Here is a 24,054-nt window from a genome sequence, read left to right on the forward strand (position 1 = left end):
TCGGGCGTCAGCGGCGTGTATGCTCGGCGCGAATCGCCCCGAGGCTGCCGCATGCATCGTCGTTCCGCCCTTTTCCTGCCCGCCCTCGCATTGCCCGGCATCGCCCGCGCGCAGGCACCCTGGCCGTCGCGGCCGGTGCGCATCGTGGTGCCCTTCGCGGCGGGGGGGAGCACGGATGTCTCGACCCGGCTGCTGGCGCCGCGGATCCAGCAGGTGCTGGGGCAGCCGGTGGTGATCGAGAACCGGGGCGGGGCGGGGGGCACGATCGGGTCGGACAGCGTGGCGAAGTCCCCGCCGGATGGGAGCGTCTTCGTGATGGGGACGATCTCCACCCATGTGCTGGCGGTCGGGCTTTATGGCGCGCGGCTGCCCTATGACCCGGAGCGCGATTTCGTGGCGGTGGCGCCGACGGTGATGGTGCCGATCTGCATCACGGTGCATCCCTCGCTGGGGGTGAGCGATCTGCGCGGGCTGGTTTCGCTGCTCAAGGCCAATCCGGGGAAGCATGCCTATGGCACCGGGGGCGCGGGCGGGTCGGCGCATATCGGGGCGGTGGCCTTCCTGAACGCCATCGGGGCGGAGGCGACGCATGTGCCGTATCGCGGCAGCGCGCCGATGCTGACGGACATGCTGGCGGGGCAGGTCTCCATCTGCTTCGACACGCCGGCCCTGATCGCGCCGCATCACGCGGCCGGGCGGCTGCGCTGCCTGGCGGTGGCGACGGGGGCGCGGTCTCCGCTGATGCCGGATGTGCCGACGGCGGCGGAGGCGGGGCTGCCGCAGTACAAGGCCTATTCCTGGTTCGGGCTTTTCGCCCCCGCCGGCACGCCCGCGCCGATCGTGGCGCGGATGAACGAGGCGGTGCGGGCGGCGGTGATGGACCCCGGGAACAAGGCAAGGCTGGAGGAGCAGGACCTGCCGCCGATCGCGGAGGGCAGCCCGGCCGAATTCGCCGCCTTCCTGCGGCGGGAGCTGGCGGAATGGGTGCCGGTGGTGCGGGCGAGCGGGGCGACGGCCGACTAGGCGAACAAATCCCCGCGCGGCTTACGCCGCGACCCTCAACGCAGGCGCGGCTTCCAGCGCCAGCGCGTCCACCCCATTGCCCGTGCCGGTGTCGAAACGGGCGGCGAGCTCCACCGCCTCCGCCGCCGTGCGACCGCAGGCCATGGCGGCGAGGGCGAAATCGCGGCCGGAGCCGATGGCGAAGAAGGGCTGCTCGATCCGCCAGCGGCTGTCCCGCCCATGGCACCAGCAGGCGCCATCGGGGGTGATCTCCAGCACCGTCGCCCAGCGGTCGGTGTCCTGCTGCGGCGGGCGGGCGCCACCGCGATCCAGCCAGTCCAGCATCAGCATGCCGACGCCGATATCGCCGGAGAAGCCGAGCAGGCGGCCATCGCCGGTGCGGCGGATTTTCACGAGCTCATAGGCCATGCCGCCGGCATTGCCGCGGCGGTCGCCGGCCAGGGTGCGGCCATCCCAGGCGATCGTGGTCATGCGGGGCCTCCGTGGGGATGCCCCGAGTGTCACTCACGTCGGCGTGAGGTGCAAGATGATTGTAGGCAATATGCGACTCACGCGTTCCGGCGCAGCCCCCGCGCCAGCACGTCCAGCACCGCCATCCGCACGGCGACGCCCATCTCCACCTGCTCCCCGATCACGGACCGCACGGGGTCGTCGGCGATGGCGCTGTCTATCTCGACGCCGCGGTTCATGGGGCCGGGGTGCATGACGATGGCGTCGGGCTTGGCGTGGGAGAGCTTCTCGGCATCCAGGCCGTAGAAGCGGAAGAATTCCCGCGCGCTGGGGACCAGGCCGCCGGTCATCCGTTCCTTCTGCAGGCGCAGCATCATGACGACGTCGGCGTCCTTCAGGCCGGTCTTCATGGAATGATGCACCTCGACGCCGAGGGAGGCGGCCTCCGCCGGGATCAGGGTCGGCGGGCCGACGATGCGCACCCGGCAGTTCATGGCCAGCAGCAGGTGGATGTTGGACCGCGCGACGCGGGAATGCAGGACATCGCCGCAGATGGCGACGGTCAGGCCCTCCAGCGTGCCCTTGCGGCGACGGATCGTCAGCGCGTCCAGCAGCGCCTGGGTCGGGTGTTCATGCGTGCCGTCGCCGGCATTGATGACGGCGGCGTCCAGCTTCTGCGCTAGCAGCGCCGGCGCGCCGGATTGCGCGTGGCGGATGACCAGCAGGTCCGTCTTCATGGCGTTCAGGGTGGAGGCGGTGTCGAGCAGCGTCTCCCCCTTGTTCACGCTGCTGGTGGAGACGGACATGTTGACGATGTCCGCGCCGAGCCGCTTGCCGGCGAGCTCGAAGCTGGTGCGGGTGCGGGTGCTGTCCTCGAAGAAGAGGTTGATGAGGGTGCGGCCCTTCAGCAGGTCGCGCTGCGTCTTCCCCTGGCGGTTGAGCAGGGCGTAGCTCTCCGCCAGGTCGAGGAGGTCGGCGATATAGGGGGGCTCGAGGCCCTCGATCGCGAGCAGGTGGCGGTGGGGGAAGGGGAACATGGGGCTTCATCGATCCGCGGCGGCCGGCGCCTGTGTAGCGCCGGGCCGCCGGGGAGGGGAAGGCGGCTGGTAAGGCCGACCGGGATCACCCCGCCGTCACCCTGCCGCCCGTACCAGCGAGGCGCGCGGCCTCACAGCAGGATGGAGGTCGATGCCAGGGTGGTGATGCCCGTCAGACCGATCTGGAAATCCGCCGAGCCATCGCCATCGACATCGCCTTCCAGCACGCCACTGCTGAACCGCAATTGGCCCGCGATGCCGCCGAACCCCGCCGAGCCGATCCAGGTGAAGGCCTGGTCGCCGGTCCGCGTGGTCGCCGCATCGATCAAGCGCAGGTCGATTCGGTCGCCCTCGCCCGCGTTGAGATCGGTGATGATGTCGCCCTGCGCCTCGGCCGCGCTGCGGAAGGTGAAGATGTCCGCGCCAACACCGCCCGTCAGCTCATCGGCGCCCATGCCGCCGTCCAGCGAATCCGCTCCCGAGCCACCCAGGAGCGTGTCGCGGCCAGCTCCGCCATGCAGGCGATCATGGCCGGCCCCGCCATCCAGCCGGTTCCTGCCGGCATTGCCGGTGAGGCGGTTGGCGAGGTCGTTGCCGGTGCCGTCGATGTCCGCGCTGCCGGACAGGCTCAACTGCTCCACCTCGTCCTCGAGCGTCCAGGTGATGGACGCGATGACGCGGTCATCCCCCCCGCCCGGCAGCTCGATGATCCTGTCGTCGATCTGGTCCACGTAGTAGATGTCGTTGCCCGCGCCGCCCGCCATGGTGTTCGCGCCGCCGCCGCCCATCAGGACATCGTTGCCGGCGTCGCCGGCCAGGCTGTCATTGCCCAGGCCTCCCGAGAGCAGGTCGTTGCCGTCGCCGCCGGTCAGGCTGTCATGGCCCCGGCCGCCTGACAGCGTGTCGTTCCCGCCGGCGCCCTCCAGCACATTGGCGCCGCCATTGCCGTCCAGGCGATTGTCGAGGTCATTGCCGGTGCCGTTGAGGTCCGCCGCACCCGTGAGGCTGAGCCGCTCCACCCAATCGCTCAGCGTCCAGTTGACGGAGGCGAAGGCGCGGTCGTAGCCGCCGCCGGCCGCTTCGCTGACCCGGTCGCCGACGTGGTTGATATGGTAGGTATCGTCGCCTTGTCCGCCCACCAGCGTGTCCGGGCCCAGGCTGCCCCGCAGCACGTCGTCGTTGTCCACGCCGATGATCGTGAAGGTGACGGTGGCCGTGGCGCCGCGCGTCAGCGTGTAGGTGAAGCTGTCGGTCGCGACTTGCCCCTCGGGCAGCCATTGCCAGGCGCCGTTGGACTGGTAGTCGAAGCTGCCATCCGCATTCAGCGTGACGGTGGCGCCGGAGCGCAGGAGAACGGGAACGCCGACCCGGGCGGCCGAACCCGCCACCGCGGTGACGACGAGACCCTCATCCGGATCGCTGTCCGCGCCGAAGCCGTTGTCGTCGAAGACGTTGCCCTGCAGGACGCCGAAGTCCGGCAGGACGAAGGCATCGGGGCGCGCGATGCCCGGATCGTCCACCGCCGCTACGTCGATGGCCGCGGTATCCGTCGCCGTGGAGAAGGCGGTGCTGCCGCCATTTGCCGTCGTATCCGCAAGGTCGCCGGCGACCCCCGCGGTGCCGTCCCAGGCGCGGAAGGTGATGGCGTCCGCGACGCGGCCATTCGCATCCGCCGCCGGCTGCCAGAACAACAGGGCAGAGCCGGGCAGGAGCAGGGCCTTGTCCACCGCGAGGGCCGGGGCGGCGGACCAGGAGGCGCCGCCATCGAGCGAGGACCACAGGGTGCCGCCCCCGCCGACGCCGATCACCGCGATGCCCCGCATCGCCGCCGGATCGGCATCCGTGACGCCGCCAAGCAGCGCCGACACCAGCGTCGCACCGGCCTTGGAGCCGGGCGTGGGCGGGCCTGCATCCTCCTGGATGGCAACGAGGGCGGGGGATGCGCTGGCATCGAGCACGGGGGCGTCGTTCACCGAGGTCGAGACCACAAGGGTTCCGGCCTGGAGGGCGCTGGCGCCTTCGCGGTCGAAGGCCCGGACGGTGAAGGTGGTGGTCTCCGTCGTGCCGGCGGCAACCCTGTTGTCGGATGGCGCGAAGTCGAGCGCGCGGAGGGCGGCCTGCGCCGCTTCCGGGGTTGCCGGCAGCAGCAGGTAGGCACCACCGCCGATCGGGATGAAGCCGGAAGCGGCGAGCGATGCCGCGGTGAACACGCCCTTGGCCGGCGCGTCCACCGCGACCGTCACGATCAGCCTCTCGCCCGCATCGGCGTCGGTCACGGTGGCGGCCGCGAAGGGCTTGACCGTCGCCGTGTCGTCGATGGTCAGCACGGTGGCGAATCCGCCGAGTTCCGGAACGTCGTTCGCCTCGACGACGGTGATGAAGACTGAATCGCCGTCCAGTTTCGCGGCGCCATACTCATTGCCGAAGTCATAGGTGGCGATCTCCACGATCGCCTGGCCGACATGATTGGCGTCGGGCGTGAACCGGAGGCCATCCAGCGCGGCATTGATGTCAGCGAGCGTGCCTTCGAAGGTCATGGCGACGTCGGCCGTCCCGTCGCCACTCTCGAAGACCAGGCCGTTCGTGCCAGCCAGCGTCAGCGTGCCGTAGAAGGCCGTCAGGGTGACGCGGAGGTTCCCCGCACCGACATCCCCATCCGCGACCGTGATCGCGGTGCCGAGCGCCGGCGAGAAGACAAGGTCCGTGTCCTCGCTGATCACCGGCGTGACGGGGACCGTGTTCTCGGGCGCGTCGTTGTCGAGGAGGATGGTCAGGGAGAAGGTTGCGGCCGCCGTCGGGCCGGCCCCGTCCTCGCCACCATCCGCCAGGGTGAGGGAGAAGGAATCCGCGGCGGTCTTGCCGTTGTCGTGGGTGTAGCGGAGAAGCCCGTCGATCACATCCTGGTGGCTGAATGTGTCGCCGGCGGCCAGGGCCTCACCCGCATCCAGCGTTCCGTTGGCGTTGGCGTCGCGCCAGATCGTCCCATGGGCGGGCGCGTGTGTCAGTGCCCAGGTCAGGCCCGCGCCGGAGTCATCGACGTCGGCCTCATTGAGGTCCGCGGTGGTGAAGGTGTAGGTCTGGCCCTCGAACAGGTCCGCCGCGAAATCGCCTGCCACTTCGGGCGCATCGTTCACGGGATCGATGGACAACGACATGATCTGCGTTGAGGTCTTGGCGCCACCGGTACCTGTGTTGCCCAGGTCGTTGGCGTCAAAGCGGATTGCGGCCGACCCGAAGTAATTGTTGTCCGGGCGGAAGGTCATCCCTTCCAGCGCCGCATTGATATTGGCAAGCGTCCCGGCGATTGTTATCGACCGGTCCGCGGTTCCGTCGCCGGTGATGAAGTTCAACCCGGCTCGACCCGACAGGGTGATCGCGCCGTTGCTGGCGCTGATGCTCAGGCGCACGGTGGCGCTTCCAGCATCCGCGTCCGACATCGAGACGCGGTTCGACGTGGCAGTCGAGAAGACCAGATTGCTGTCTTCGTTCACCCTTTGACTCTGAGGGGCGCCAACAGCCGGGGTCTGATTGGTGCCGCTCACGGTGCCACCGCGGCGCCGGGGGTTCCGATCTTGATCATGTTTTCAGCCCTGCGATCCTATCCCGGGCTGAATTGTCTAGATTTGCTGATTTTCGTCAACGTTACGATCCGCCTCCGGCATTGGCCGGGATGTCTGGCGGTCAAGGTCGGGCTGTCGCGTCCAAGGCCGCCTGCAGCATGTACGCCGCCGCCGCCGCATCCACCGCCTTGGCGCGCTTCGCCCGGGTGACGTCGGCCTCGATCATCGCCCGGTTCACCGCGGCGGAGGACAGGCGTTCGTCCCAGAAGGCCACCGGCAGCCCCGCGGCATGCGCCAGGTCGCGCCCGAAATCCTTCGCGGCCTGGGCGGCCGGGCCGAAGCTGCCATCCATGGACAGCGGCAGGCCCACCACCAGGCCGCCCACCCCTTCCTTCCTCGCGATCGCGGCCAGGTCAGCGGCCGTCCTGCCCATCTTGCCGCGGGGCAGCGACCCGTAGGGCGTGGCCAGCATCAGCAGCACGTCGGACAGCGCGAGCCCGATCGTCCTCGTCCCGGGGTCGATCCCGATCAGGCGCGCATGGCGGGGAAGCGCGGCGCGGAGGTCGGCCATGTTGAAGATGGGCATGCCGGCCGTTATGGTCCGGCGCCTCGCTTTGGGCAAACCGAGCGATTTCAAGGATTTTCGCCTCCCCATGTCCCTCGATTCCGCAACCGTCCGGCGCATCGCCTCGCTGGCCCGCATCCGGCTGGAAGACGACGAGCTTTCCCGCATGCAGGCCGAGATCAATGGCATCCTCGGCTGGATCGAGCAGCTGCAAGCCGTTGATACGGAAGGGGTGGAGCCCATGGCGGGCGGCAGCCCGGTGGGCCAGGCGCAGGCAAGGCTGCGGCCGGATGCCGTGACCGATGGCGATCGCGCGGAAAAGGTCCTGGCCAATGCGCCGGACCGCATGGGCGCCTGGTTCGGCGTGCCGAAGGTGGTTGAGTGATGCATCCGACCGATTTCACCCTGGCCGGCGCCCTGGCCGCGCTGGAGGAAGGCGCCATCAGCAGCGTGGAGCTGACGCAGGCGCATCTCGACGGGATCGCGAAGCTGAACCCGCGGATCAACGCCTACATCACCGTGACCGCGGAGAAGGCGCTGGTCCAGGCGGCGGAGAGCGACGCGCGCCGCAAGCGGGGCGAGGCCCGGGCGCTGGAGGGCATTCCGCTCGCCATCAAGGACCTGTTCTGCACGGCGGGGACGGAGACGACGGCGGGCAGCCGCATCCTCAAGGGCTTCGTGCCGCCCTATGAGAGCACGGTGTCGCAGAAGCTGCTGGATGACGGGGCGGTCTTCCTCGGCAAGGCGAACCTGGACGAATTCGCCATGGGGTCGTCCAACACGACCAGCGCGGCGGGGCCGGTGGAGAATCCGTGGTCCCGCGCCAATGACCCGGATACACGGCTGGTGCCGGGCGGGTCCTCCGGCGGGTCGGCCGCGGCGGTCGCGGCGCGGATGGCGCTGGGGGCGACGGCGACGGATACCGGCGGGTCCATCCGCCAGCCCGCGGCCTTCTGCGGCATCGCGGGCATCAAGCCGACCTATGGGCGCTGCTCCCGCTTCGGGATCGTGGCCTTCGCCTCCAGCCTGGACCAGGCGGGGCCGGTGGCGCGCACGGTCGAGGATTGCGCGCTGCTGCTGAAATCCATGGCGGGCTTCGATCCGAAGGATTCCACCAGCGCCGACATCGCCGTGCCGGACTTCGCGGCGGCCTGCCGCCGGGGCGTGAAGGGGCTGCGGATCGGGGTGCCGAAGGAATACCGGCTGGACGGCCTGGCGCCGGAGATCGCGGCGCTGTGGGACCAGGGCCTGGCCTGGCTGCGGGAGCAGGGCGCGGAGACGGTCGAGATCAGCCTGCCGCACACCAAGTATGCGCTGCCGACCTACTACATCGTGGCGCCGGCGGAGGCTTCCTCCAACCTCGCGCGCTATGACGGCGTGCGCTTCGGCGCCCGCGTGACGGAGCCGGGGTCGGACCTGCGGGACCTCTATGAGCGCACCCGCGCCGCGGGCTTCGGGGCGGAGGTGAAGCGGCGCATCATGATCGGCACCTATGTGCTGAGCGCCGGCTACTACGACGCCTACTACCTCAAGGCGCAGAAGATCCGCGCCCTGATCCGGCGGGACTTCGAGGAGGCGTTCAAGCAGGTGGACGCCATCGTCACCCCCGCCACGCCCTCGGCCGCCTTCGGGATGGATGAGAAGCAGGACGACCCGGTGACGATGTACCTGAACGACGTCTTCACCGTGACGGCGAACCTGGCGGGGCTGCCGGGCCTGGCCGTGCCGGCGGGGCTGGACGGGCAGGGGCTGCCGCTCGGCCTGCAGGTGATCGGGCGGGCCTTCGACGAGGAGAGCGTCTTCGCCGTGGGCCACGCGATCGAGCAGGCGGCGAATTTCACGGCGGTGCCGCAGCTGCGGGCGTGACGCCGGGCCGGCGATGCGGGGCCGCCGCATCGCCGGGCCATCCGCAACATTGATGTTTTGTGACCCCTTGGCAGTCTTCCGGAACCGTCACTAAACGGCCTCGCAACCAATGCGAGAGTTCGGTGATGATTCGGATGGCGGTTCCGTTACTTCTGGCTGCAACCCTGCTGGTGGGCTGCGCGGCCAAGCCGCCGGGGCCGGTCAGCGCCGCGGACCGGGCCGCGCCGCATACCCTGGTCAGCGCCGCGCCCGAAGCCGCGATCGAGGTCGATGGTGACACGGGCTATACGGTGCCCGGCTTTGTCGCGACCTCCCCCGCCGGGATGATCGGCGGCCTGATCGGCCAGGCCATCGTCGCCTCCATTGAGATACCGGCTGCCCAGCGCCGCGCCGAGCGCCGGGCAGCGCTGGCGGCGGCGCTGGGCGATACGGCGGCCGGCGCGACCCTGTTTGCCAGCACCTTCGATGCGGAGCTGCAAGCGCGTCTGCGCGCTGTCCCGGACCTGCAGCTGCGGCCGGCGCCGGCCGACGGCAAGCCAACGGCCGATGTCGCCGTCATCACGGTGGCCCGCAGCGCCGTCGTCTCCACCGATGGGCGCATGCTGGTCGGGCGGGCCAGTGCCTCTCATCGCGCGGTGAACGGGACCGGACCCACGGTCGTGCGCCATTACCTGGTGTTCTCCGCCGACCATGGCGTCACGGGCGACGCTGCTGCCATCGAGGCGTGGCGCGTTGAGGGCGGGCGGCTCCTGCGGGAGCGGACGGAAGAGGTGGCGCGGGAGCTCGCGCGCCTCGTGAACAACCAGCTCTTCGAACTGGAGGAGCAGGATGTCCAGAAGCTCCGCTGGGTCCGGCTGAACACCCCCGGCGCGGCGCTCCACAACATGCCGCGGACGATGCGGCTGCCGGAGACGACCTGGGGCTACCTGGTGAACCGCAGCGCGGAGAGGGCGCTGCTGGCGGTGCCGGCGCAGAACGCGCCTGACACCTATGTCTGGGTCAGCGTCCCGGTGGCCGCGGTCCCGGCCCTTGGCAGCTGACGGCCGCGACAGGGCTTGCTTTCCGCCGCCAGCCGTTCTTTTGCTGGCGGCGGCACCGGCCGGGATCTTCCACCCGGCGGGTTGAAGCAGGATTTGGGCATGACCTACACGATCGAAGGCCGCACGGGCCCCTGGGAACTCGTCATCGGGCTTGAGGTCCATGCCCAGGTGATCAGCCAGTCCAAGCTGTTCAGCGGCGCCGCCACGGCCTTCGGGGCGGAGCCGAACAGCCAGGTCAGCTTCATCGATGCCGGCTTCCCCGGCATGCTGCCCGTCATCAACCAGGAATGCGTGGCGCAGGCGGTGCGGACGGGGCTCGGCCTGAACGCCAAGGTCAACCTCTGGTCCCGCTTCGACCGCAAGAACTATTTCTACGCGGACCTGCCGCAGGGCTACCAGATCAGCCAGTTCGCGCATCCCATCGTGGGCGAGGGCGCGGTGGAGATCACGCTGGCGGACGGCACGGTGAAGTCCATCGGCATCACGCGGCTGCATCTGGAACAGGATGCCGGCAAGTCGCTGCATGACCAGCACCCCGCGAAGTCCTTCATCGACCTGAACCGGTCGGGCGTGGCGCTGATGGAGATCGTCAGCGAGCCCGACATGCGCTCCCCCGAGGAAGCCGGGGCCTATCTGTCGAAGCTGCGGCAGATTCTCCGCTACCTCGGCACCTGCGACGGCAACATGGACGAGGGCTCCATGCGCGCCGACGTCAATGTCTCCGTCCGCAAGGCGGGGGAGGGCTATCGCACGCGCTGCGAGGTGAAGAACGTCAACTCCATCCGCTTCGTCATGCAGGCGGTGGAGGCCGAGGCGCGGCGGCAGATCGAGGTGTGGGAGGATGGGGGCGAGGTGGTGCAGGAAACGCGCCTCTTCGACACCAGCCGCGGCACCACGCGGTCCATGCGGTCCAAGGAGGATGCGCATGACTACCGCTACTTCCCGGAGCCCGACCTTCCGCCGCTGGTGCTGGAGAGCGACTGGGTGGAGGCGCTCAAGGCCTCCCTGCCCGAACTGCCGGATGCGCGGCGCGCGCGCTACGTCGCCCTGGGGCTCTCGCCCTATGACGCCCATGTGCTGACGCTGGAGAAGGAGACGGCCGTCTTCTTCGAGGGCGTGGCCAAGGGGCGCGATGCCAAGACGGTGGCGAACTGGCTGACGGGCGACTTCTTCGCGCATCTCAACAAGCGCGGCGTCGGCATCGAGGAAAGCCCGGTGCCGGCGGCGGACCTCGGCGCGCTGATCGACCTGATCGCGGACAAGACGATCAACGGCAAGATCGCCAAGGATGTGCTGGAGATCATGTTCGAGGAGGGCAAGACGCCCGCCGCGATCGTGGCGGAGCGCGGCCTGAAGCAGGTGACGGATACCGGCGCCATCGACGCCGCGGTGGACAAGGTGCTGGCCGCGAATGCGAGCCAGGTGGAGCAGTACAAGGCCGGCAAGGTGACGCTGTTCGGCTTCTTCGTCGGCCAGACGATGAAGGCCCTCCAGGGCAAGGGGAACCCGGCCCTGGTGAATGAGGTGCTGAAGGCGAAGCTGGGGGGGTAGGCGCAGACCCCCACCCCGACCCTCCCCCGCAATCGCGGGGGAGGGAGTAGTGTCACGCCGGCCGCACCCCCCAGGGATACGGCATGCTCCCCTTCACCATCCCCGTGATGCTCCGCCGCCAGGCGTTCCGCACGGTGAACTGGCCGAGCGGGATGGTCGCGACATCGTCCTGTGCCAGGCGGTTGATCTCGTTGGCCAGCGTCTGCTGCTGGTCGGCGTTGGGCGCGTCGAACCAGGCCTGGATCAGCTCCTGCGCGCGGGCGCTGTCGTACCAGCCGAACCAGCCCGTCGGCCCGGGCCCCTTCACCAGCGACGAGACCGCGGGGTTCAGGTAGCCGAGCGAGCTTCCATAGGTGTGGAAGATGCTCCAGCCGCCGCGCTCCGTGGGTTCCGTCCGCACGCGGCGCTGCACGACGGTGCCCCAGTCGGTCTCGGCGAGTTCCACATTCATGCCGATGCGCCGCAGCCGGTCGGCGGTGATCTGGCCATGCGGGCCGATCAGCGGGAAGTCGGTGGGGTTGATGATCACCACCTTCTCCCCGTTGTAGCCGCTGGCCTGGAGTGCCGCGCGGGCGCGGTCCAGGCTGCGCGGCGCGGCGTTGAGCGGCGAGAGATCCTCCACCCCATAGGGCGTGCCGCAGGGGAAGAGGCTGTGGCATTCCCGCCAGATGCTGCGGTCGTCGCCCAGCGTGGCGCGCATGTATTCCGTCTGGTCCACCGCCAGCGCCACCGCCTGGCGCACCTTCAGGTTGTTGAAGGGCGGCTGCAGATGGTTGAGGCGCATGATGGACATGAGGCCGGCTTCCGCCAGCACGCCCACCTGGATGTTGCGGTTGCGCGCCAGCGTCGGGATGAGGTCCGACAGCGGCTGTTCCAGCCAATCCACCTCGCCGGCCTGGAGCGCGGCGGCCGCCGTCGCGGGGTCCGGCAGGATGTGCCATTCGATGCGCGGGAAATGCGCGACCTTGCCGCCGGAGGCACCTTCCGGCGCCTCGCCGCGCGGGCGATAGGCTTCGTTCTTCGCATAGACCACGCGGCTGCCGCTGACGAATTCGTCGCGGACGAAGCGGTAGGGGCCGCTGCCCACGGGGTCGCTGACCTGGGTGTTGGCATCCGTCGCCGCCAGGCGGGCGGGGATGATGAAGGGGACATTGGCGTCCGGCTTGGCCAGCGCTTCCAGCAGCAGCGGGAAGGGGCGCTTCAGCCGGATCTCCAGCGTGCGGTCATCGGCGGCGCGCCATTCATCGACGGATTGCGCCAGGATCTGGCCGAAGGGGTCGCGCCGCGACCAGCGCGCCAGGCTGGCGGCGCAATCCTGCGCGCGCACGGGCTCGCCATCATGGAAGCGCAGCCCCTCCCGCAGCCGGATCCGCCACACCCGGCCATCGGCCGAGGTTTCGTGCCCCTCCGCCATCTGCGGCTTCGGGCGCAGCTGGCCGTCCAGCGCATAGAGCGTGTCATAGACGTGGTAGCCATGCATCTGGGTGACGATGGCGCTGGTCCAGATGGGGTCGAGCGCCGTGAGGTTCGCCTGCGGCACGAAGCGCAGCGTGGCCGCGCGGGCGGGCTGGGCGATGGCGGGCGCGTGGCCGGCGAACAGGCCGAGCCCCGCCCCCGCCTGAAGCAGGGAACGACGTTGCATGGCAGCTTCCTCCTCGCTGTTCTTCGCGACAGCGGCGGAAGGCTAGGCACCCTTGCGGCGGCGGGTCAATGCGGCCGGTCCAGCACGCCTTCCAGCCCGCGGGCCAGGTCGAGCAGCGCGGGGCGCGCTTCCTCCAGCAGCGCTTCCCGCGAGCAGACAAAGGCGGGGGCGCCGACATTGATGACCATCGGCGGCATGCCGCCGCCGGGGCGGAAGCTGGTGGCGATGGCGTTCACGCCTTGCTGCCATTCGCCGAAGGAACAGCAGATGCCGATCCGCGCCGCATCCTCCCGCGCCCGCGCCACGCCGGCGGCGATGCGGGGCCAGGCGCCGTCATCCAGCTCCCGCAGCCGCAGCAGCGCTTCCTCCCGCTCGGCCGGCGGTGCCGCGGCCAGCCAGGCGCGGCCCATGGCGGAGAAGGCGAGGGAGATGCGCGACCCGGCCTCCAGGTTCAGCGAGATGGGCGCGTCGCTGCGGACCACTTCCAGGTAGAGCATCGACAGGCGGTCCCGCATGCCGAGTGCCACGACGGCGCGGGTGCGGTTGGCCAACTCCTGCATCGGCGCGCGGGCGATGCCGCGGATGTCGAGCCCGCCCAGCGCCGCGCCGCCCAGCGCGATGGCGGCGGGGCCGAGGCGATAGCGCTGCACCTCCGGCACATGCAGCAGCCAGCCCGCGCGCGTCAGGGTGGCGGTGAGGCGGGAGACGGTGCTGCGCGGCAGGCGGGTGCGGGACGCGATTTCCTGGTTGCCGAGCGGGCCGTCGCCGCGGCGGAAGCAGCCGAGCACGTCGAGCCCGCGCGTCAGGGCCGTGACGGTATCGGCCGCTTCCGCGGGCAGCGCTTCGCCGGCGCGGCGGCGGGGCATCAGCGCAGGCTTTCGCGCGCCGCCGCGTATTCCGCGCGAAGGCGAGCCACGACCTCCGCCGTGGTGGGGGCATCGGTGATGCTGCCCACCCCCTGGCCGGCGCCCCAGATGTCCCGCCAGGCCTTCACGGATGTGCTGCCGAAATTCATCGCGGTCTTGTCGCGGGGCGGCAGCGCATCGGGGTCGAGGCCCTGGGCCACGATGGAGGGCTTGAGGTAGTTCCCGTGCACGCCGGTGAAGAAGGGCGTGTAGAGGACATCGGCGGCGCTGCTTTCCACGATCATGCGCTTGTAGCCCTCCGCCGCATTGGCTTCCCGCGTCGCGATGAAGCGCGTACCGATATAGGCGAGGTCCGCGCCCATGGCCTGGGCGGCCAGGATCTGCCCGCCCTGGGTGATGCTGCCGGACAGCGCGAGGGGGCCATCGAAGATGCGCCGGACCTCCGCCACCAGCGCGAAGGGGGAGAGGGTGCCGGCATGGCCGCCGGCGCCGGCGGCGACGAGGATCAGGCCATCGACCCCGGCCTCCAGCGCCTTCTCCGCATGGCGCAGATTGGTGACGTCGTGGAAGACGATGCCGCCCCAGGCATGCACGGCATCGATCACGGCGTTGGGCGCGCGGAGCGAGGTGATGATGATGGGGACGCGGTGCTTCGCGCAGACCTCCAGGTCATGCTCCAGCCGGTCGTTGGAGGCATGGACGATCTGGTTCACCGCGAAGGGCGCGTCGCGGTCCGTGAGCTCGGCGTGCAGCCGGGTCAGCCATTCGTCCAGCGCTTCCTTCGGCCTGGCGTTCAGCGCGGGGAAGGAACCGACGATGCCGGCCCTGCATTGCGCGATGACGAGGTCGGGGTGGGAGACGATGAACATGGGCGCGGCGATGGCGGGCAGGCTCAGGCGGCCCTGCAACAGCGCGGGAAGGGGCATCGGGAGGCTCCGGCGTGATGCGGCGCAGGATGCTGGCGCAGGCGCGGGGCGGCAAGGCTTTCGTCTTTAATTCCGTCGAACGGGATAAGGGCCGGGGGTGGCTTCCGGCTTGACGCTACGGCGGGGATGGGCGACCTCTGCGAGGGAAAACACGCGTTAATTTCCGTATTTCGGAATAAGGGAGCGCCGCATGGCCGAGCTGGTCCGGTTCGAGGTGGTGGATGGTGTCGGCGTCGCGACCCTCTCGAATCCCCCGGTCAATGCGCTGTCGGCCGCGCTGCGCGCCGCGCTGTTCGGGGCGGTGAAGCGGGCGGAAGCGGATGCGGCGGTGCGCGCGCTGGTGATCGCGGCGGAGGGGCGGACCTTCATCGCCGGCGCCGACATCTCCGAATTCGGCAAGCCGCCGGCCTCGCCGACCCTGGCCGACCTCGTGGCGGCGCTGGACCAGGCGTCGAAGCCGGTGGTGGCGGCGATCCATGCGGCGGCGCTGGGTGGCGGGCTGGAAGTGGCCATGGCCTGCACGGCGCGGCTGCTGGGGCCGAAGGCGAGCCTCGGCCTGCCGGAGGTGAAGCTGGGGCTGCTGCCGGGCTCCGGCGGCACGCAGCGGGCACCGCGGCTGATGGGCGCGGCGGCGGCGCTGAGGCTGATGGTGCAGGGCGATCCGCTGCCGGCGAAGGCGGCGGTCGAGGCGGGCCTGGCGGACGGCATCGCGGAGGGCGATCTGGTGGCGGCCGCGCGGGCGCATGCGGCGGCGCTGGCGGCGGGGCCGACTCCGAAGCCGGTCTCCGCCCGGGATGAGGGGCTGGGATCGCGGGAGGCCTTCGAGGCGGAGGCCGCGAAGCTGGCGGCGCGCGCGAAGGATGAGCCGCAGATCGCGGACTGCATTGCCTGCGTCCGCGCCTGCTTCGACATGAACTTCACCGACGGCGTGGCCTTCGAGCGCGCGGCCTTCCTGCGGCTGCTCGACGATCCCCGCAGCAAGGCGCTGCGCCATGTTTTCTTCGCGGAGCGCGAGGCGGCGAAGATCGCGGGCGTGCCGGCCGGCACGAAGCCGCGGGAGGTGAAGCGCGCCGCGGTGCTGGGTTCCGGCACCATGGGCGCGGGCATTGCCATGTGCTTCGCCAATGCCGGCATCCCCGTCCGCGTCATCGAGACCGATGAGGCCGCGAGCGCCAAGGGCATCGAGCGCATCCGCGGGACCTACGAGGCCAGCGTGAAGCGCGGCAGCCTGACGGCCGAGGCGCGCGATGCGCGGATGGCGCTGATCGAGGGCGCGGTCGGGCTGGAAAGCGCTGCCGAGGCCGACCTGGTGGTGGAGGCGATCTTCGAGGATCTCGACCTCAAGAAGCAGGTTTTCGCGACGCTGGATCGTGTGACGAAGCCGGGGACAGTGCTGGCCTCCAACACCTCCTACCTCGACATCGACGCGATGGCGGCGGTGACGTCGCGGCCGGGCGACGTGCTCGGCATGCATTTCTTCTCCCCGGCCAATGTCATGAAGCTGCTGGAGATCGTGCGCGCGAAGCACACGAGCGCGGAGGCGCTGGCGACGGCGGCGGAGGTCGGGCGGAAGCTGAAGAAGGTGCCGGTCGTCGTCGGCGTCTGCTTCGGCTTTGTCGGCAACCGCATGCTGGCGCAGCGGTCGCGCCAGGCGGAGCGGCTGCTGCTGGAGGGTGCATCGCCGGCGCAGGTGGACGCCGCGCTGACGGGCTTCGGCTTCAAGATGGGCCCGTTTGCGATGACGGATCTCGCGGGCCTCGATATCGGCTGGCGCGTGCGCAAGGCGACGGGCGGCCGCGCGCCGGTGGCGGATGCGCTGGTGGAAGCGGGCAGGCTCGGCCAGAAGACTCAGAAGGGTTTTTATCAGTATCCGCAGGGTTCGAGGACCGGCGTCGTCGATCCCGAGGTCGATGCGCTGATCGAGAAGGTCGCGAGCGCGGAGGGCGTGACGCGGCGGGCGATCGACGGCGACGAAATCCTGGACCGGCTGGTGTTGCCGATGGTGAACGAGGGCGCGCGCATCCTGGAGGAAGGGATCGCGGCGCGGCCGGGCGACATCGATGTGGTCTGGCTGAACGGCTACAACTGGCCCGCCTGGCGCGGCGGCCCGATGCATTACGCGGATGCGCGGGGCCTGGCGGAGGTCGCGGCGCGGCTTGCGCAATTCGCTGACCAGACCGGCGATGAATCGCTCCGCCCCGCGCCGCTGCTGGCCAGGCTGGCGGCGGAGGGGAAGGGCTTCGGCAGCCTGAAGGCGGGGTGATGCGCCCCTGGGACGCCGCATACCCGCCGGAATGCCGGTGGGACGTGCCCATCCGGACGGGCACGCTGCCGGGCTTCCTGGACGATGTGGCGGCGCGTTTTTCCGCGTTGCCCGCGCTGGAATATCGCGGGCATGTGCTGCGCTATACGGAGCTGCGCGACTGGTCGGACCGCATCGCGGCGGGGCTGATGGCGCGGGGCATCGGGCGCGGGGATTGCGTGGCGCTCTACCTGCCGAACACGCCGTGGCATCCGCTCTGCTTCTTCGCGGTGCTGCGGACGGGGGCGCGGGTGGTGCATCTCTCGGCCCTCGATGCGAAGCGGGAGATCGCGCACAAGGCGCGGGATGCGGGGGCCACCTGCGTCGTCACGACCGGCTTCGGATCGCTGTTGGCGAATGCGCAATGGCTGCGGGAGACGGGGGCGGTGCGCGACGTGTTCCTGGCGCCGGAGGCGCGCTGGGGCGGCGAGGATGCGGCGAACGATTTTCTTCCGCTGCCCGAGGCGGATTTGCCCGAGGCCTGGCCCGCGATCGGCGTCGAGGATGTCGCGCTGCTGCAATACACCGGCGGCACGACGGGTACGCCCAAGGGCGCGATGCTGACACATGGGAATCTGACGGCGACGGTCGCCTGCTACAAGGCGTGGCGGGATGCGACGTCCCTGCCCGAAGGCACGGCGCGGGTGCTGGTGGCGCTGCCGCTGTTCCACATCTTCGCGCTGACGGCGGTGCTGCTGCGGCAGTTTTCCGAAGGCGCGCTCTGCCATCTGCGCGTGCGCTTCGATGCGGCCGCCTGGGCCGATGATGTGGAGCGGCTGCGCATCACGACCTTTCCCGGCGTGCCGACCATGTGGATCGGGATCCTCAACCTGCCGGGGATCGAGCGGCGCGACCTGTCATCCCTGCGGCAGTTGAGTTCGGGTGGCGCGCCGATGCCGCATGAGGTGCAGCAGAGGCTGGAAGCGGTGCTCGGCCAGCGCATCGGCGGCGGCTGGGGCATGACGGAGACAGGGCCGGCCGGCACGCGCCTGCCACCGCACGCGCCACGCCGCGCGGGGCTGATCGGGCTGCCGCTGCCGGGCGTGGATGCGCGGATCGTGGCGCTGGATGATCCGAGGCGTGTCCTGCCGCCGGGCGAGGTGGGGGAGATGGCGGTGCGCGGCCCCAATGTCTTCGTGGGCTATTGGGGCCGCGACAATGCCGACACCTTCGTCGATGGCTGGTTCCTGACAAGCGACGTCGGCTGGATGGATGAGCAGGGCTATTTCACCCTGGTCGATCGCCGCAAGAACATGATCCTGTCCGGCGGCTTCAACGTCTATCCCGCGCAGATCGAGCAGGCGATCTACGAGCATCCGGCGGTCGCGGAATGCATCGTCATCGGCGTGCCCGACGCCTATCGCGGCCAGGCCGCCAAGGCCTTCTGTGCGTTGAAGCCGGGCGCGGCCCCCTTCACGCTGGAGGAATTGCGCACATTTCTGGCCGACCGCCTGGGCAAGCATGAATTGCCGGCGGCGCTCGAGATTCGCGAAAGCCTGCCGCGCAGCGCCGCAGGCAAACTGATGGCCGCGACGCTGCGGGATGAGGAAGCCGCGCGCGCGGCCCACCAATAGGAGAGACGCCATGGACCTCCGCTACACGCCGGACGAGATCGCCTTCCGCGACGAATTGCGCCAGTTCTTCAGGACGCAGATCCCCGCGGAAATCCGCCGCAAGGTGAGCGAGGGGCGCAAGCTCTCCCGCGAGGATATCGTGACGACGCAGCGCGTGCTGCACGCCCATGGCATGGCGACGCCGAACTGGCCGGTGGAATGGGGCGGCAAGGACTGGTCGCCGGTGCAGCGCTACATCTTCAGCGAGGAGATCCAGGCCTGCGCCGTGCCGCAGCCGCTCTCCTTCAACGTCAACATGGTCGGGCCCGTCATCGCCACCTTCGGGTCGCAGGCGCAGAAGGAGCGCTTCCTGCCGAAGACGGCGACGCTCGACATCTGGTGGGCGCAGGGCTTTTCCGAACCCGGGGCGGGCTCCGACCTGGCGTCGTTGAAGACGACGGCGCGGCTGGAAGGCGACGAGTATGTCGTCAACGGGCAGAAGACCTGGACGACGCTCGGGCAGTATGCCGACTGGATCTTCTGCCTGGTGCGGACGGACCCGGCGGCGAAGAAGCAGCAGGGTATTTCCTTCCTGCTGATCGACATGAAGACCCCCGGCATCACCATCCGCCCCATCATCACCATCGATGGCGGGCATGAGGTGAACGAGGTCTTCTTCGACGATGTGCGCGTGCCCGCCGAGAACCTCGTCGGCCAGGTCAACAAGGGCTGGGACTATGCGAAGTTCCTGCTTTCCAACGAACGCATCGGCATCGCGCGCATCGGGCTGACGAAGGAGCGGCTCGCTCGCGTGAAGCGCCTGGCGCAGGAGACGCCGGCGGGGGAGGGGATGGTCTGGGACGACCCCGATTTCCGCCGCCGCCTGGCGTGGTCCGAGATCGAGCTGAAGGCGCTGGAGATCACGCAGATGCGCGTGGTGGCCGCCCAGCGCAGCAAGGCCAGCGACAAGCCCGACCCTTCGTCGTCGATCCTGAAGATCAAGGGCAGCGAGATCCAGCAGCAGGCGACGCAGTTGCTGGTCGATGTCGCCGGCCCCTACGCCATGCCGCGCCCGGACCGGGAGGAGGAGGGGCTGAACCTGCCCTCGGTGGGGCCCGAATGGGCGGATGCGGCGGCGCCGCTGTTCTTCAACTACCGCAAGGTCTCGATCTACGGCGGATCGAACGAGATCCAGCGGAACATCATCGCCAAAGCATTCCTGGGCCTCTGACATGGATTTCGATCTCACTGACGAACAGCGCATGCTGGCCGAGAGCGTCAATCGCCTCGTCACCGATGCCTATGGCGATTTCGAGCACCGCAAGGGCTACCGCGCCGCGCCGCGTGGCTTTGCCGATGCGAACTGGAAGGCGCTGGCGGAGATGGGGCTGCTCGGCCTGCCCTTCGCGGAGGAGGATGGCGGCTTCGGCGGCGGGCCTGTCGAGACCATGCTGGTGATGGAAGCAATCGGCCGCGGCCTGGTGCTGGAACCATTCCTCGCGACGGTGGTGCTGGCGGGCGGGCTGCTGCGGCGCGCGGGCTCGGCTGAACAGCGTGCGGCGATCCTGCCCGGCGTCGTGGAGGGCAGCACCGTGCTGGCCTTCGCGCATCAGGAACGCCAGGCGCGGCATGACCTGCATGACGTCGCCACGACCGCGAAGCGGGACGGCGATGGCTGGGTGCTGGATGGCGCCAAGGGCGTGGTGCTGGCGGGCGATGCCGCTGACCGCATCATCGTCTCCGCCCGCACCTCCGGCGCACGGCGGGATCGCGACGGCATCAGCCTCTTCCTGCTGGATCCCGCGACACCAGGCGTCACCCGCCGCGGCTATGCGACGCAGGACGGACTGCGCGCGGCGGAGCTGGTGCTGGAGGGCGTGCGGCTGCCCGCCGGCGCGCTGCTGGGCGCGGAAGGCCAGGCGCTGCCGCTGATCGAGCTGGTGGTGGATGAGGCCAACGCGGCGCTGTGTGCGGAAGCGCTGGGCGCCATGGAGGTGCTGCGCGACCTGACGGTGGACTACCTGAAGCAGCGCCAGCAATTCGGCCAGCCCATCGGCAGTTTCCAGGCGCTGCAGCACCGCGCCGCCGACATGCTGGTGGCGACGGAGCAGGCGCGCAGCATGGCGATGTATGCGGCGATGATGGTGCAGTCCGGCGATGCGGCGGCGCGGCGCACGGCGCTGTCGGCCGCCAAGGCGCTGGTCGCGAAGCTCGCCGACCAGCTCGGCAAGGATGCGATCCAGCTGCATGGCGGCATCGCGATGACCGAGGAATACAAGGCCGGCCACTACTTCAAGCGGCTGACCATGATCGGCACCCTGTTCGGCGATGTGGACCACCATCTGCGCGTCGTTGTTGCGGCGGGGGGCCTGCCCGAGGCAGTCTGACCCTCAACAAGGGGGAGACGATTCATGCCGGGAACGGGCTTCGGGCGGCGCGTGGCGCTGGGGATGGCGGGGGCGGTCCTCGCCACGCCGGCGCTGGCACAGGGGCGGTTCCCCGACCGCGCCATCCGCGTGCTGGTTCCCTTCCCGCCAGGCGGCACCACGGATATCCAGATGCGGGCGCTGTGCGAGGGCGCGTCGCGGCGCCTCGGCCAGCCCATCGTGATCGAGAACCGGCCCGGCGCCGGCGGCAGCCTGGGCGCCACGGCGCTGGCGCAGGGCACCAGGCCGGACGGCTACACGCTGTCCTGCATGCCGAATTCCATCTTCCGCATCCCCGTGATGATGGCGCGGCCGAGCTACGACCCGATGGAGGATTTCACCTGGGTCATCCGCCTGGTGGGCTACACCTTCGGCATCGTCGTGCGCGCGGATGCGCCCTGGCGCACGCTGCAGGAATTGTTGGCGGATGCGCGGGCGAATCCGGGGAAGATCACCTATGGCACCCCCGGTGTCGCGACGCTCGATGTGACAATGGAGCGGATCGCGCAGCTTTCGGGCGGCATCCAATGGGTGCATGTGCCCTTCAGGGGCGGCGCGGACAACATCCAGGCGCTGCTGGGCGGGCAGATCAACGTCTCCGCCGAGAGCAGCGTCTGGGCGGAGCTGGTGCTGGACGGGCGGCTGCGGCTGCTGGCGACCTGGGGTGAGGAGCGGCCGGCGCGCTTCACCATGGCACCGACCCTGCGGGAGGCCGGCGTGCCGGTGGTGAATTCCTCGCCCTATGGCCTGGCGGGGCCGAAGGGGTTGGACCCGGAGATCGTCGCCGCGCTGCATGACGCCTTCCGCGACTCGCTGCAGGACCCCGCGCACCTCGCGATCCTGGAGCGGTTCAACATGCCGCTGATGTATGCGAACGGCGCCGACTACGCGCGCTATGCGCGGGAGTTCTATGCCGAGGACAGCGCCATGGTGCGGGCGATGGGGCTGCGGTTCTGATCGCTACCGCTTCCCCGCGATCTGCTTGTTCTCCAGCCGCGACAGCAGCCTGACGCAGGGCCAGAGCAGGAGAAAATAGGCCAGCGCCGCCACCATGATCGGCGTCGCGTTGTAGGTCACGCTCTGCGCCTGGCGGGCCTGGAACAGCAGCTCCGGCAGCGCCACGACGCTGGCGATGGAGGTGAGCTTCACCACCTCCAGCGTGTTGGAGATCAGGTCCGGCAGCACGTTGCGCACGGCCTGGGGCAGCACGATGAAGACCCAGACCTGCCAGGGGCGGAGCCCCAGCGCGCGCGCGGCCTCCGGCTGGCCACGCGGCACGCTCTCGATGCCTGCCCGCAGGATCTCCGCGTAGTAGGCGCCGGTGTTCAGCAGGAAGCCGAGCGCGACCGCGCCCCAGGCGCCGAGATCGAGCCCCGCGAAGGGCAGGCCGGCATAGAGGAAGATCAGCAGCACCAGCGGCGGGATGGCGCGGAAGAAATCGACGAAGGCCATGAGCGGATAGCGCAGCCAGGGGCTCTGCCGCGTGGACAGCACCGCGAGCACGATGCCGGCGCCGAGGCCGAGCGGCACCGTCATTGCCGCCAGCAGCAGCGTCTGGATGAAGCCCTGGATGAGGATCGGGCTGGCCTGGCGCGCGATATCGAGGTTCAGGAAGGTCTCGATGAAGTCTTCCATCAGCGTTTCCACGCGAAGCGCGTCTCGATCCAGCGCCCGGCGAAGACGACCGGGAGGAAGAGGATGATGTAGGCGATGGCGCCGAGCGTGAGCGGCGTCGGGTTGCCGGAGAAGGCCATGGCGGATTGTGCGGCGCCGAGGATTTCCGCCACCGCCACGACGGAGCCGAGTGCCGTGCCCTTGGTGATCGCGATGGTGCGGTTGACCAGCGGCGGGATGGCGATGCGGATGGCCTGCGGCAGCACGATGCGGAACAGCGTCGGCAGGAAGCGCAGGCCGAGGGCGCGCGATGCCTCCCACTGCCCCGCCGGCACGGCGCAGATGCCGGCCCAGTAGATCTCCTCCGCGAAGGCCATCAGCACGAGGCTGAGCGCGAGCCAGGTGGCGCCGAAGCCGGAGAAGTCGATGCCCGCATTGGGCAGGCCGAAATAGATCAGCACGATGATGACCAGCGGCGGCAGCGCGCGGAAGACATCGACGGTGAAGATGATCAGCCAGTTCAGCGGGCGGATGCCGAGCGCGCGGATGGTGGCCAGCACCAGGCCCACGACCAGGCCGGTGGCGATGATGCAGGCGGCGAGCAGGATGGTGAGGCCAAGACCCTCGATGATCTTCGGCGTGTATTCCGCCGCGACCCTGGGGTTGAGGAAGGAGTGGGCGAATTTCTCCCAGCCTGTCATGCGGAAGCGGCTCCCCCATCACCCAACCCTCTTCCCCCGCTGGGGGAAGAGGGCTCTTCGAAGGGGCGCTTCAGCAACGCGGTTCGCGCGGCGTCGGGTCGTAATTGGCGAGGCCCGGGACGCCGGTGCCGGGGAACACCGTGTTCTCCGCATCATCGGCGACAGGCGCGCTGCCGAACCATTGCTGCGACAGGCGCGCGATGAAGCCATCCCGCTTCATGCATTCCAGCGCGTTCTCCAGCTGCTCCCGCATCGCGGTGGCGCCGATCGGCAGCGGCGCGGACCAATGGGCGCGCGTATCCGTCATCACGAAATCCGCCACGAATTGCGGCGTGCGGCTGGCGGCGTAGCGCACCACCGTGTTGCCGCCGAGATTGGCGTAGGCACGGCCGGAGATGACGGCCTGCACGGCATCCGTCTGCGTGTCGTAGGTCTGCACGGTGAAGCCGAGCCGCTCCGCATTCGCGGCGGCCCAGGCATCATAGGCGCTGCCCTTGTTCACGGTGATCGCCTTGCCGCGCAGATCGTCCAGGCTGCGGATCGGCGCGCTGCCGCGGCGGATGCCGAACTGGAAGGCGGTGTAGAGATAGCCCTCCGTCAGCAGCATGTTCTGCGCGCGCTCCGCCGTCGCGGTGGTCGGCGCGCAGAGGAAATCGTAGCGGCCGGCATTCATCGCGGGGATGAGGCCGGAGAAGCTGGCGCTGTCGATCACGATCTCCCGCCCCATGCGGCGGGCGGCTTCGCGGAACAGGTCGATGTTGAAGCCCTGCACGCCGCCTTCCAGGCGCGGGAAGGCATGCGGGGCGAAGGTGCCATCCACGGCGCAGCGCAGCGGGGGCTGCTGCGCGCTGGCCGGTGCGGCGGCAAGCGCGCCGAGCGCGAGAAGGCATGCGGCAAGGGAGCGGCGCATGGTGACGGGACCTCCGGAAGCT

20 protein-coding genes are annotated in these 24,054 nt (G+C 69.9%); 10 read left to right on the forward strand and 10 right to left on the reverse strand.

Annotated features, from left to right (window positions below; translation table 11 throughout):
- Positions 1-51 precede the first annotated feature (51 nt).
- Complete coding sequence (locus JJI54_RS23990) at positions 52-1,023, forward strand: Bug family tripartite tricarboxylate transporter substrate binding protein (RefSeq protein ID WP_203075940.1); 972 nt, start codon at positions 52-54, stop codon at positions 1,021-1,023.
- A 21-nt stretch (positions 1,024-1,044) separates the two neighbouring features.
- Here the strand turns inward: JJI54_RS23990 and JJI54_RS23995 are convergent, their stop codons facing one another.
- From JJI54_RS23995 to ruvX, 4 genes are all read right to left on the reverse strand, one after another.
- Complete coding sequence (locus JJI54_RS23995; RefSeq protein ID WP_203075941.1) at positions 1,045-1,494, reverse strand: Ntn hydrolase family protein; 450 nt, start codon at positions 1,492-1,494, stop codon at positions 1,045-1,047.
- A gap of 77 nt (positions 1,495-1,571) precedes the next feature.
- Positions 1,572-2,510 (reverse strand): aspartate carbamoyltransferase catalytic subunit, encoded by a 939-nt coding sequence (locus tag JJI54_RS24000; protein ID WP_203075942.1) that lies wholly within the window; start codon positions 2,508-2,510, stop codon positions 1,572-1,574.
- A 131-nt stretch (positions 2,511-2,641) separates the two neighbouring features.
- Positions 2,642-6,001 (reverse strand): cadherin-like domain-containing protein, encoded by a 3,360-nt coding sequence (locus JJI54_RS24005; RefSeq protein WP_203075943.1) that lies wholly within the window; start codon positions 5,999-6,001, stop codon positions 2,642-2,644.
- A gap of 190 nt (positions 6,002-6,191) precedes the next feature.
- Positions 6,192-6,656 (reverse strand): Holliday junction resolvase RuvX, encoded by a 465-nt coding sequence (gene ruvX / locus JJI54_RS24010; protein WP_203075944.1) that lies wholly within the window; start codon positions 6,654-6,656, stop codon positions 6,192-6,194.
- A 67-nt stretch (positions 6,657-6,723) separates the two neighbouring features.
- On the opposite strand from ruvX, the gene gatC reads away from it, so the two are divergent.
- The 4 genes from gatC to gatB all read left to right on the forward strand — a co-directional run bounded on the left by gatC (position 6,724) and on the right by gatB (position 11,092).
- Positions 6,724-7,020, forward strand: a complete 297-nt coding sequence (gene gatC, locus JJI54_RS24015) for an Asp-tRNA(Asn)/Glu-tRNA(Gln) amidotransferase subunit GatC (protein WP_203075945.1) — start codon at positions 6,724-6,726, stop codon at positions 7,018-7,020.
- Positions 7,020-8,501 (forward strand): Asp-tRNA(Asn)/Glu-tRNA(Gln) amidotransferase subunit GatA, encoded by a 1,482-nt coding sequence (gatA, locus tag JJI54_RS24020; RefSeq protein WP_203075946.1) that lies wholly within the window; start codon positions 7,020-7,022, stop codon positions 8,499-8,501. Before gatC ends, gatA begins: the two co-directional genes overlap by 1 nt.
- 125 nt (positions 8,502-8,626) lie before the next feature.
- Positions 8,627-9,541, forward strand: coding sequence for a hypothetical protein (locus JJI54_RS24025; RefSeq protein ID WP_203075947.1), 915 nt, complete (start codon positions 8,627-8,629; stop codon positions 9,539-9,541).
- 99 nt (positions 9,542-9,640) lie between these two features.
- Entirely contained in the window at positions 9,641-11,092 is a 1,452-nt protein-coding gene (gatB, locus tag JJI54_RS24030) for an Asp-tRNA(Asn)/Glu-tRNA(Gln) amidotransferase subunit GatB (RefSeq protein ID WP_203075948.1), read from the forward strand.
- Positions 11,093-11,144: 52 nt separating this feature from the next.
- Here the strand turns inward: gatB and JJI54_RS24035 are convergent, their stop codons facing one another.
- The 3 genes from JJI54_RS24035 to JJI54_RS24045 all read right to left on the reverse strand — a co-directional run bounded on the left by JJI54_RS24035 (position 11,145) and on the right by JJI54_RS24045 (position 14,526).
- Entirely contained in the window at positions 11,145-12,734 is a 1,590-nt protein-coding gene (locus JJI54_RS24035; protein WP_203075949.1) for an ABC transporter substrate-binding protein, read from the reverse strand.
- Positions 12,735-12,799: 65 nt separating this feature from the next.
- Positions 12,800-13,600: an IclR family transcriptional regulator gene (locus JJI54_RS24040; protein ID WP_203075950.1), complete on the reverse strand. Its 801-nt coding sequence runs from the start codon at positions 13,598-13,600 to the stop codon at positions 12,800-12,802.
- On the reverse strand, positions 13,600-14,526 hold the full coding sequence (locus tag JJI54_RS24045; protein WP_203075951.1) for an NAD(P)H-dependent flavin oxidoreductase: 927 nt from the start codon (positions 14,524-14,526) through the stop codon (positions 13,600-13,602). The genes JJI54_RS24040 and JJI54_RS24045 overlap by 1 nt, the downstream gene beginning before the upstream one ends.
- Before the next feature lie 190 nt (positions 14,527-14,716).
- Here JJI54_RS24045 and JJI54_RS24050 point away from each other — a divergent pair, with 190 nt between their 5' ends.
- From JJI54_RS24050 to JJI54_RS24070, 5 genes are read left to right on the forward strand one after another with little or no spacing between them, the layout of a single operon-like run.
- The gene (locus tag JJI54_RS24050) at positions 14,717-16,789 is read left to right on the forward strand and encodes a 3-hydroxyacyl-CoA dehydrogenase NAD-binding domain-containing protein (protein ID WP_203075952.1); all 2,073 of its coding nucleotides are present in this window, start codon (positions 14,717-14,719) and stop codon (positions 16,787-16,789) included.
- Positions 16,790-16,833: 44 nt separating this feature from the next.
- Positions 16,834-18,402: an AMP-binding protein gene (locus JJI54_RS24055; RefSeq protein WP_318987569.1), complete on the forward strand. Its 1,569-nt coding sequence runs from the start codon at positions 16,834-16,836 to the stop codon at positions 18,400-18,402.
- Between the two features lie 10 nt (positions 18,403-18,412).
- Entirely contained in the window at positions 18,413-19,612 is a 1,200-nt protein-coding gene (locus tag JJI54_RS24060; RefSeq protein ID WP_203075954.1) for an acyl-CoA dehydrogenase family protein, read from the forward strand.
- Position 19,613: 1 nt separating this feature from the next.
- A complete protein-coding gene (locus JJI54_RS24065; RefSeq protein ID WP_203075955.1) occupies positions 19,614-20,768 on the forward strand; it encodes an acyl-CoA dehydrogenase family protein in 1,155 nt (384 codons plus the stop codon).
- Positions 20,769-20,792: 24 nt separating this feature from the next.
- Positions 20,793-21,764 (forward strand): tripartite tricarboxylate transporter substrate binding protein, encoded by a 972-nt coding sequence (locus JJI54_RS24070; protein ID WP_203075956.1) that lies wholly within the window; start codon positions 20,793-20,795, stop codon positions 21,762-21,764.
- A 3-nt stretch (positions 21,765-21,767) separates the two neighbouring features.
- Here the strand turns inward: JJI54_RS24070 and JJI54_RS24075 are convergent, their stop codons facing one another.
- From JJI54_RS24075 to JJI54_RS24085, 3 genes are all read right to left on the reverse strand, one after another.
- Positions 21,768-22,442: an amino acid ABC transporter permease gene (locus JJI54_RS24075; RefSeq protein ID WP_203075957.1), complete on the reverse strand. Its 675-nt coding sequence runs from the start codon at positions 22,440-22,442 to the stop codon at positions 21,768-21,770.
- The gene (locus JJI54_RS24080; RefSeq protein WP_203075958.1) at positions 22,442-23,122 is read right to left on the reverse strand and encodes an amino acid ABC transporter permease; all 681 of its coding nucleotides are present in this window, start codon (positions 23,120-23,122) and stop codon (positions 22,442-22,444) included. The genes JJI54_RS24075 and JJI54_RS24080 overlap by 1 nt, the downstream gene beginning before the upstream one ends.
- A gap of 70 nt (positions 23,123-23,192) precedes the next feature.
- A complete protein-coding gene (locus JJI54_RS24085) occupies positions 23,193-24,032 on the reverse strand; it encodes a transporter substrate-binding domain-containing protein (protein ID WP_203075959.1) in 840 nt (279 codons plus the stop codon).
- Positions 24,033-24,054 lie beyond the last annotated feature (22 nt).

This window comes from Falsiroseomonas ponticola, from assembly GCF_016805305.1.
GTDB lineage: Bacteria > Pseudomonadota > Alphaproteobacteria > Acetobacterales > Acetobacteraceae > Falsiroseomonas > Falsiroseomonas ponticola.

What these genes read in the sequence shown, in the direction of transcription:
- JJI54_RS23990 (WP_203075940.1), top strand. Translation starts at nt 52, where the DNA reads ATGCATCGTCGTTCCGCCCTTTTCCTGCCCGCCCTCGCATTGCCCGGC.
- JJI54_RS23995 (WP_203075941.1), bottom strand. Translation starts at nt 1,494, where the DNA reads ATGACCACGATCGCCTGGGATGGCCGCACCCTGGCCGGCGACCGCCGC.
- JJI54_RS24000 (WP_203075942.1), bottom strand. Translation starts at nt 2,510, where the DNA reads ATGTTCCCCTTCCCCCACCGCCACCTGCTCGCGATCGAGGGCCTCGAG.
- ruvX (WP_203075944.1), bottom strand. Translation starts at nt 6,656, where the DNA reads ATGCCCATCTTCAACATGGCCGACCTCCGCGCCGCGCTTCCCCGCCAT.
- gatC (WP_203075945.1), top strand. Translation starts at nt 6,724, where the DNA reads ATGTCCCTCGATTCCGCAACCGTCCGGCGCATCGCCTCGCTGGCCCGC.
- gatA (WP_203075946.1), top strand. Translation starts at nt 7,020, where the DNA reads ATGCATCCGACCGATTTCACCCTGGCCGGCGCCCTGGCCGCGCTGGAG.
- JJI54_RS24025 (WP_203075947.1), top strand. Translation starts at nt 8,627, where the DNA reads ATGATTCGGATGGCGGTTCCGTTACTTCTGGCTGCAACCCTGCTGGTG.
- gatB (WP_203075948.1), top strand. Translation starts at nt 9,641, where the DNA reads ATGACCTACACGATCGAAGGCCGCACGGGCCCCTGGGAACTCGTCATC.
- JJI54_RS24035 (WP_203075949.1), bottom strand. Translation starts at nt 12,734, where the DNA reads ATGCAACGTCGTTCCCTGCTTCAGGCGGGGGCGGGGCTCGGCCTGTTC.
- JJI54_RS24040 (WP_203075950.1), bottom strand. Translation starts at nt 13,600, where the DNA reads ATGCCCCGCCGCCGCGCCGGCGAAGCGCTGCCCGCGGAAGCGGCCGAT.
- JJI54_RS24045 (WP_203075951.1), bottom strand. Translation starts at nt 14,526, where the DNA reads ATGCCCCTTCCCGCGCTGTTGCAGGGCCGCCTGAGCCTGCCCGCCATC.
- JJI54_RS24050 (WP_203075952.1), top strand. Translation starts at nt 14,717, where the DNA reads ATGGCCGAGCTGGTCCGGTTCGAGGTGGTGGATGGTGTCGGCGTCGCG.
- JJI54_RS24060 (WP_203075954.1), top strand. Translation starts at nt 18,413, where the DNA reads ATGGACCTCCGCTACACGCCGGACGAGATCGCCTTCCGCGACGAATTG.
- JJI54_RS24065 (WP_203075955.1), top strand. Translation starts at nt 19,614, where the DNA reads ATGGATTTCGATCTCACTGACGAACAGCGCATGCTGGCCGAGAGCGTC.
- JJI54_RS24070 (WP_203075956.1), top strand. Translation starts at nt 20,793, where the DNA reads ATGCCGGGAACGGGCTTCGGGCGGCGCGTGGCGCTGGGGATGGCGGGG.
- JJI54_RS24075 (WP_203075957.1), bottom strand. Translation starts at nt 22,442, where the DNA reads ATGGAAGACTTCATCGAGACCTTCCTGAACCTCGATATCGCGCGCCAG.
- JJI54_RS24080 (WP_203075958.1), bottom strand. Translation starts at nt 23,122, where the DNA reads ATGACAGGCTGGGAGAAATTCGCCCACTCCTTCCTCAACCCCAGGGTC.
- JJI54_RS24085 (WP_203075959.1), bottom strand. Translation starts at nt 24,032, where the DNA reads ATGCGCCGCTCCCTTGCCGCATGCCTTCTCGCGCTCGGCGCGCTTGCC.